This window comes from Agriterribacter sp., assembly GCF_035444585.1.
Lineage (GTDB): Bacteria > Bacteroidota > Bacteroidia > Chitinophagales > Chitinophagaceae > Agriterribacter.
Map to the genome: position 1 here is coordinate 1 of NZ_DAOMOZ010000201.1, position 8587 is coordinate 8587.

Annotated in this window: 5 protein-coding genes and 1 pseudogene; 5 read left to right on the forward strand and 1 reads right to left on the reverse strand. The window is 44.6% G+C overall.

The window, feature by feature from the left end; all coding sequences use genetic code 11:
• Window positions 1-329: pseudogene (locus PLH26_RS17460) on the reverse strand (ATP-dependent DNA helicase RecG); the annotation flags it as partial.
• A 106-nt stretch (window positions 330-435) separates the two neighbouring features.
• Here PLH26_RS17460 and PLH26_RS17465 point away from each other — a divergent pair.
• The 5 genes from PLH26_RS17465 to PLH26_RS17485 all read left to right on the forward strand — a co-directional run bounded on the left by PLH26_RS17465 (window position 436) and on the right by PLH26_RS17485 (window position 8433).
• Window positions 436-666 (forward strand): hypothetical protein, encoded by a 231-nt coding sequence (locus PLH26_RS17465; protein WP_324587317.1) that lies wholly within the window; start codon window positions 436-438, stop codon window positions 664-666.
• A 356-nt stretch (window positions 667-1022) separates the two neighbouring features.
• Window positions 1023-2156: an NAD(P)-binding domain-containing protein gene (locus tag PLH26_RS17470; protein ID WP_324587318.1), complete on the forward strand. Its 1134-nt coding sequence runs from the start codon at window positions 1023-1025 to the stop codon at window positions 2154-2156.
• 375 nt (window positions 2157-2531) lie between these two features.
• Window positions 2532-5648, forward strand: coding sequence for a DUF5107 domain-containing protein (locus PLH26_RS17475; protein ID WP_324587319.1), 3117 nt, complete (start codon window positions 2532-2534; stop codon window positions 5646-5648).
• Between the two features lie 212 nt (window positions 5649-5860).
• Window positions 5861-6994: a formimidoylglutamase gene (locus tag PLH26_RS17480; RefSeq protein ID WP_324587320.1), complete on the forward strand. Its 1134-nt coding sequence runs from the start codon at window positions 5861-5863 to the stop codon at window positions 6992-6994.
• A 104-nt stretch (window positions 6995-7098) separates the two neighbouring features.
• The gene (locus tag PLH26_RS17485) at window positions 7099-8433 is read left to right on the forward strand and encodes a D-alanyl-D-alanine carboxypeptidase/D-alanyl-D-alanine-endopeptidase (protein ID WP_324587321.1); all 1335 of its coding nucleotides are present in this window, start codon (window positions 7099-7101) and stop codon (window positions 8431-8433) included.
• The last annotated feature ends 154 nt before the right edge of the window (window positions 8434-8587 follow it).

Genomic DNA, 8587 nt, shown 5'->3' on the forward strand with positions numbered 1-8587 from the left:
CCCTGGAACCAGGTGAGCTCCAGCGATCCCGTATCATCCCTTAATTCGGCTACCAGGCGCCTTCCTCTTTTTTCCCCCATGATTTCGCAGGAAATGATTTTACCTGCCACCTGAATAAAATCTGAAGCCGGTGTAATATCACCGATCTTTTTTATTTCTGTTTTATCAATGTGCCGGTAGGGGAAATGCTCAAGCAGATCATTGAAAGTAAAAATGTTCAGCTCTTTTTTAAGCAGATCTCCTTTTAAAGGGCCTACGCCTTTAAGGTATTCGATGGGATTAGATAATATGGAACTGAGTTGACTGATAAGACCAGGCTTTAGGAGCAAATGTAAGGAAAGGCCGAATGACACAATTGATTGTCTGATTGTCGCAATATCATTCGCTTTAAACTATGCTTTTTTAAAACTAAATTTGTGAAAAATGAGAACAGTTATGCAAACGACAAGTATAAGGGAGATGCTGCATCAGTTTATTGACAGCATTGAAGACAAAAAGGCGGAAGCTATTTATACCATTTTTGAAAATGAGATAGACACGGATGTGTTGAGGCGTAAACTTATACAGGCAGAGAGGGAAAAGTATCTTCGTGGTGAAGGTAAATTCTATAGTTGGGATGAGGTAAAGCAAATGGCAGTTGATAAAGAAAGGAGAAGTGCAGTATAAAATAGAAGTTCGCCCCTTAGCTGCAATAGAAATTATAGAAGCATATGACTGGTATGAGCAGCAAAGAGAAGGATTGGGGATGAAGTTTTTAAATGAGTTAGATATTTTTTATTCCCGTTTGCTTCGCAATCCCAATACATATTCCTATTATGATGAACCCCGTGAGAGAAGCAAGAATAAATCGTTTCCCCTATACTGTAATTTATGCATATTTTATCATCATGTGTCAGTTCTCATCGGATCCCGCTTTCCGCCGTTGCCGGTGTTCGTGAGTGGGTCATGAGTGAGGCATCACCAACAACATAAGTGAAAAAACTTATTGTTTCCTGTTGTTCGTTTTAATAAAAATCATATCAATGAGCCCGGACAAAGAAACAAAAAATACCGATACTTCAGCATCGGATCCGGTTCGTCCCGATATTTTTTATAAGGTGGATATTGTTGTAATCGGAGCCGGACAGGCGGGTTTGTCGGCAGCTTATCATTTAAAAAAGCAAGGAATAGAACCGGGAAAAGGTTTTGTAGTGCTGGATGATGAGTTTGGTCCCGGTGGCGCCTGGCAGCATCGCTGGGATTCTTTAACGCTAAGCAATGTAAACGGCATCAACGACCTGCCGGGGATGAGTTTTGCCGATGCTGTAAACACGAAGGATACAGCATTACAGGCAAATATTGCTATTCCGAAATACTACGAGTTATACGAGAAAACCTTTGAACTTCCTGTAATTCGTCCTGTAAGGGTGAGTGAAGTTACAGACAGGAACGGGCGGTTTATCATTCGTACAAATGGCATTCAATTCAATGCCCGGGGCCTGATAAATGCAACCGGTACCTGGAAAACGCCCAACTGCCCAAGGTATCCCGGATGGGATAAGTTTCAGGGAAGACAACTGCATACGGGGGAGTACCAAAATGCCCGCGAATTCATTGGCAAGCATGTCATCATAGTAGGAGGCGGAATTTCAGCCGTTCAATTGTTGGGTGAGGTTTCGGAGGTAACCCAAACTACATGGGTGGCCCGTCGTTCTCCTGATTTCAGGAACTATGAATTTACGCCTGAATTAGGACGCGAGGCAGTGGCGATGGTAGAAAAAAGGGTGCGGGAGGGTTTGCCACCAAATTCGGTGGTATCTGTAACCGGCCTGCCTGTTACTCCCGCTATTGAGGGAATGTTAAAAAAAGGTGTACTGGATCGAAAACCTATGTTCGAAGCACTTACGGCAACAGGTGTACAATGGGCAGACGGAACCAAACTTGATGCCGATGTTATTTTTTGGAATACAGGCTTTCGTCATTCTTTGGATCACCTCAACCCGCTAGGATTGAAAAATGATAAGGATGGGATCGAAATGTCTGGGAAATTAGCCACACAGGTTGCCAGGGATCACCGGATCCATTTAACCGGGTATGGGCCTTCTGCCTCCACTATTGGTGCCAACCGGGCCGGCCGGGTGGCAGCAAAAGAGTTGATTGAATTTCTCAAATTATAAAATGGTAACAGGAAATTCCCGGTATCCCGATCCGGTTGTCCAGCGTATCTTATAATCTCCCCTATAGTTTACTTTGCCCAACGGATCCTTTGCATGTCTTCTTCACTAAAGACGCTGAATTTACCTTTCATAAATAAGCTGTTTGTCCTTATTTATGAATGGAAGAATATACCTGGATACGCCATTACTCGAAACCAGATCAATTTTTTTATGCAATTTATCTTCCAGATCAAACTTCATAAAAGACTCTAAGTACAGGTTTATCCCGGAAGTAGTCCGCTATTGTTTTTATATCTTTCGCAGAAAGTTTCATGCAGCAAAAATAACGCATTGTTTTCCTAATTTTAGTATTTAGGCCTTTTAAACGGTTATTCGATGAGAAAGCCTTCCATAACTCTATTATTTTTTTGCTTCGCGATAATGACGGGAGCTGCGCAGCAGCCATCTGCCGTAAAAGAATATATGCAATCATTTCCCACCTATGGATTTTCAGATCCCAACCCCATACCGCTGCTTTCGCCGGTGTATCCTTATTTCAGGTACGATGGCTTTACCGATAAAGCTGAGCAAAAACAATGGAAGATCGTTGAACTGGAGAACGATTATATCAAAGTGCTCATCACACCTGAAATTGGGGGGAAGATATGGGCGGCGATAGAAAAAAAATCGGGGAGATCATTTATCTATTATAACCATACGGTAAAGTTCCGGGATATTGCCATGCGCGGTCCGTGGACGAGCGGCGGGCTCGAGCCCAACTATGGTATTATTGGCCATACACCTTCCAATGCTACGCCTGTAGATTATACCACCCGGAAAAATGACGATGGAAGCGTAAGCTGTATTATTGGCGTGCTGGATCTGTTAACCCGGAGCAACTGGCGCATAGAGATCAATCTTCCCAAAGACAAAGCATATTTCACTACGCAATCTTTCTGGTACAACTCCACGCCGCTTGAACAGCCCTATTACCATTGGATGAACCTGGGCATTAAAGCCAAAGGCAACCTTGAATTTATTTTTCCGGGCACAAAGTACATAGGACATAACGGAGAATACGCTTCCTGGCCGGTAAATGAAACCAATGGTAAAAAGATCAATTTTTACGAAGAGAATGATTTTGGTGGATATAAGTCCTATCATGTATTTGGAAAACCTGCAGATTTTTTTGGAGCCTACTGGCATGATGATAACACGGGCATGGTGCGCTACGGCACGTACGATGATAAGGCCGGCAGAAAAATATGGATCTGGGGATTATCGCAGCAGGGCATGATCTGGGAAAAATTGCTCACCGATACCGACGGGCAGTACGTAGAGGTCCAATCGGGCAGGCTGTTCAATCAAAACGCGGAGAAAAGCAGCCGCACTCCCTTTAAGCATATTGCCTTTGCACCTTATGCCACGGATACCTGGAAAGAGTACTGGTATCCTGTATCACAAACGCATGGCATTGCTAAAGCCAATGCATACGGTGCACTCAATATAAAGTATGAAAATGATCTCCTGAAAATATATTTTTCCGCAGCGCAGCCTGTTCGAGATACTTTGATGATAAAAGCCGGGGAGAAAACGGTATATAGCAAGGTGCTGAACCTGGCGCCATTACAGGTATTTGCCGACTCCTTACAGGTAAGCATAAACGCAAAAGATATTGTTGCTGCTTTGGGCAAAAATAAATTGGTATACCATAGCGATCCGGATTTTGAAATTCTTAGCCGGCCGGTATCATCTCCTGCAAATTTTAACTGGAGTACCGCCTATGGCTTGTATGTGCAGGGCAAGGAGTACATGGATCAGAAAAGGTATGACGCCGCTGAAGAAAAGCTCGTCGAGAGCTTAAGTAAAGACAGTAATTATCTTCCTGCATTAGTAAAAATGGCTGAGCTCCTGTATCGAAACATGCGCTATACCGAAGCGCTGAAAATGGCTGCCCGGGCACTAAGCATTAACACCCATGCGGGCGATGCCAATTACTATTATGGTATCATTAATGCGCAATTGGGTAATGTAGCCGATGCGAAGGACGGGTTCAGCATCGCTTCGCTCACACCTGAGTACAGGAGCGCAGCCTATACAGGGCTCAGCCGGTTGTACAGCAAAGAAAAAGATTTTGATAAAGCGATCGCCTATGCTGCAAAAGCCATTGATTTCAACCGGTATAATATAGATGCGCTAATGCTGCAGGCTGCCGCATTGCGCAGCCGGAATGAAATGGCAAAAGCGGAAGCAATATCAGAAACCATCTTATCGTACGATCCGCTGAACCATTTCGCACGTTTTGAAAATTATATCCACCAACAAACAGAAGAAGCCAAAAAAGCATTTGTTTCCCTGGTACGGAATGAATTGCCTGCAGAAACGTTCGCTGAATTAGCAATATGGTATTACAATGCAGGTTATGCTGATGAAGCATTGAAGGTATTTTCCCTGGGGGGCCCGAGTGCAGAAGCTGCTTTCTGGATGGCATTCCTGCAAAACAGAAAAGTAAATTGTGATACCATTGATCCTGAGCTGGTGTTCTGCTTTCGTTCAGAAACGGCAATGGTGCTGGAACATTTGCTTAAAAGCCAAAACGACTGGCTCCTCAAATACCAGTTGGCGCTGATATATAAAGACAGAAACCGCGAAGCGGAATGTAAACAATTGTTGCTGTCCTGTGGTGATCTGCCTTCCTATGCGCCATTTTATGCAACCCGTGCTGTTATTTTTAGGGACAGTGATAGCGCCCAAAGCCTGCGTGATCTGAACAAGGCATGGGCGTTGGACAAAACACAATGGCGATATTATAAAATGCTCGGGGAATACTATAATGATCACCGGCAGCCTCAAAAGGCTTTGGCAATAGTAGCGCCATTTTATAAAGCCCATCCTGAGCAATACATAACAGGAATACTGTATGCCAAAACACTGATGCTGAATAAAAAGTATAAGGAAGCGGATGCGGTACTGGCTAAGCTTAATATCATACCATTTGAAGGCGCTACAGAAGGAAAGGGACTTTACCGTGAAGCCAAATTGATGCTGGCCCTGCAGGAAATGCAAAAAAATAATTACAAAAAAGCATTAACATTTATCAGTCAGTCGCGGCTATGGCCCGAAAACCTGGGTGTTGGAAAACCTTACGATGATGAAATAGACAGCCGTCTGGAAGACTGGATGGAATATCTGTGCGGCAAACAGCTAAAGAAAGTAGGGGGAGAAGCTTTACTGGACCATATATTGCGGTTTACCCCACGGATTGATAATACGGTGAGCAATTTTATCCCCTCCAATACGCTGGTATCGGCCTGGGCCATTGAAAAAAAAGAAGGAAAAGCTAAAGCAGGTGAATGGATAGACCAGCAGATCGCATTGTATCCGCACCTGCATAAAACCCTGGAGTGGAGCAGGGCTATGTTTGAGCATAAAGCGGTATCAGATGACACCCAAAGAGATGCCGGTATGCGTATCCTGGAAGCGCTGGCAACCATGAGAGCGGGAGGGCATTGAATAATAAATACAGGGTCACTTATATTTTTCACTAAGTGTATTACTGTATAACCATCCGCCTGCCCGACTGAATGATTCAGGCGGAGCTGAGCGCCCTGCCCGAATCTGGTCAGGCGGGCGCACGCGCGGGGCCGCCCGGTTTTTCACATCATGTTAGTAGTTTTTGCTCTGATTTTTGCTGCAGAACCAGTAGGTTTGTAAAAATCATTGCTATGGGTGACGTGCTAAACATCACTGATTTTTTAAATCCGGTCAACCGGTACCATTTATCGCACGATGAAGGTTACCTCGAAGGGCAGATCGGAAGCAGTATTGAATTGTACGAGGAAGAATTGCCCGACCTTGATAATGCGGATGTGGTGCTGGTTGGTTGCGGCGAACAAAGAGGAGAAGGATTGGACAAGTATTCTGCCGGGCCTGACGTTATTCGCAGCCAGTTTTATGCTTTGTACTACTGGCATAAGGATATCAGGATAGCCGATGTGGGAAATATTAAACCGGGCGCCGGAATGACCGATACTTATGCCGCATTAAGAATGGTGATAAGCGAATTGCTGCATATTGGAAAAGCAGTAGTTGTTTTGGGCGGCAGCCATGATCTCACGCTTGCGCAATATGATGCGTATAAAGTCCTGAACCGTATTATTGAAGCCACTGTAGTAGACGGGCTCATTGATCTTAATATGGACAATCCGCTGCGGAGCAGGAACTTCTTAATGGAGATATTAACCGGGGATCCCAACTTCATCAGACATTATAATCATATCGCATTTCAGAGTTATTTTGTAAACCCGCACATGCTGGAAACAATGGACAAGCTGCGCTTTGATTGTTACAGGCTGGGTGTGGTTAAGGAGCATATGGATGAAATGGAACCTGTACTGCGCAACACCAATATGCTGAGCTTTGATATTGCGGCATTGCAGCATGCAGCGGCGCCTTCCAGTTATCTTTCTCCCAACGGATTGGATGGCGAACAGGCCTGCATGCTTACCCGGTTTGCAGGCATGAGTCCGAACTTCAGCTCTATGGGCATTTACGGCTACAGCGTAGAAAACGATATCCAGCAATTAACGGCCAGGCAAATTGCGCAGATGATCTGGTATTTTGTAGACGGAAGATGGCAGGGCAGGCATGAGGCGTTGCTGGCTGAAAAAGATAACTTCTTTGAATTCAACACTGCATTTGCAGAGATAGATACGGTGTTTTTGCAAAGCAAAAAAACAGGGCGCTGGTGGATGCAGTTACCGGATAAATCCTATATCGCATGCTCGTACCAGGATTATATCCAGGCCAGCAGCAATGAAATACCCGAACGCTGGCTGAGAGCGCAGGAGAGAAGTTAATTTGAAAGTGTGAAATTCACTATTGACCATTCACCACTGACCACTGACCACTGACCACTCACTACTCACTACTCACTACTCACCACTCACACTCACCCAGGCATATGTTTACATCCTTTCGAATAACCGTTTTATTTGTTGTAATAATTCTTCTTGCCTCCTGCTCCGTTTCACGCAATATTCAACAACTCGCCGATAAAAATTTATTTAATGATTCTGTATTGGCAGATGCACATACCGGTATTTCTGTTTTTGATGCTGAGTTGAACAAATTCATTTACAATTACCAGTCCGATAAATATTTTGTGCCGGCCAGCAATACCAAGATCATCTCTTTGTATGCAGGCATGAAATACTTTACAGATAGTTTGGTTGGGCTCCGGTATAAAAAAACGGCTGACACACTGTTCATTATACCTTCCGGCGATCCTTCTTTTTTACATCCCGATTTCAGCAGTCAACCGGTATTTGATTTTTTAAAAAAACAATCCGGCCCTATAGCCATTACTACGAACAACTGGAAAGCACGGGCATTGGGTGAAGGATGGATGTGGGATGACTATAATGATACGTACATGACCGAACGCAGCCCTTTTCCTGTATACGGAAATGTGATCCGGTGGATACAGGTGCGCGATTCGGGAAGCATAGCAGCTATGGCAAGGGAAGAAGCATTTATTTATTCGGAGCCCGACATCAGTTGGAAAGTGAGCTTCAGCGGCGATACGGCTGCACAAATTTTTTCTGTGCAACGTTTTTTAACCGAAAACAGGTTTTTTATTACCCAGGGCAAAGAGGTCAGTGCTGAACGAAAGGTGCCTTTTATCACCAACGGGTTGCAGTCGGCATTGGAATTACTGAAAGATTCTCTGGGTAAAACCATTGATCCAACCTCAACCATCATCCGGTCTGATGGGATAATCCATTCTCAGCCTTCTGATTCGCTCTTCAAAATAATGATGCACAGGAGTGATAATTTTTATGCAGAGCAGGTGCTGCTAATGGCAGCCAATGAAAAGTCCGGCGCTATGGATGACAGGCAAATGATACAGTATCTGCTGAACAATGACCTGCAGGGATTTCCCCAGGCGCCACGGTGGGCCGATGGCAGCGGGCTGAGCCGCTATAATTTGTTTACACCACAGGACTTTATATGGGTACTCCATAAAATGAAAAATGAATTTGGAATGGAAAGGCTGAAGACGATTTTTCCGACCGGCGGTACAGGTACGTTGACTAATTATTATAAAAAGGACAGTGCATTTATATACGCTAAAACAGGCTCCATGTCGGGTGTATTAAGCCTCAGCGGTTATTTATATACCAAATCCGGGAAGCTGCTGATCTTTTCTGTGCTGGTCAATAACCACAGGCAGCCGGCACGGATGATCCGCAGGAAGCTGGAGTTGTTTTTACATGGTCTGAGAGCAAAATATTGAGAAGGAAGCCCGAAGATGCGGCCGGCACCCGACGTGAGGAGGGTCAGCACCGCAAACTTCAATAAAACAATTCAGAAGACTGACTATAGAATTCAGTACTGCAAAACGATCTGACGCCGGCGCGTACCGACCGTTTTGCGGCCGGCACCCGACG

Coding starts and splice junctions, on each gene's coding strand:
- PLH26_RS17465 (WP_324587317.1), top strand. CDS start 436: ATGCAAACGACAAGTATAAGGGAGATGCTGCATCAGTTTATTGACAGC.
- PLH26_RS17470 (WP_324587318.1), top strand. CDS start 1,023: ATGAGCCCGGACAAAGAAACAAAAAATACCGATACTTCAGCATCGGAT.
- PLH26_RS17475 (WP_324587319.1), top strand. CDS start 2,532: ATGAGAAAGCCTTCCATAACTCTATTATTTTTTTGCTTCGCGATAATG.
- PLH26_RS17480 (WP_324587320.1), top strand. CDS start 5,861: ATGGGTGACGTGCTAAACATCACTGATTTTTTAAATCCGGTCAACCGG.
- PLH26_RS17485 (WP_324587321.1), top strand. CDS start 7,099: ATGTTTACATCCTTTCGAATAACCGTTTTATTTGTTGTAATAATTCTT.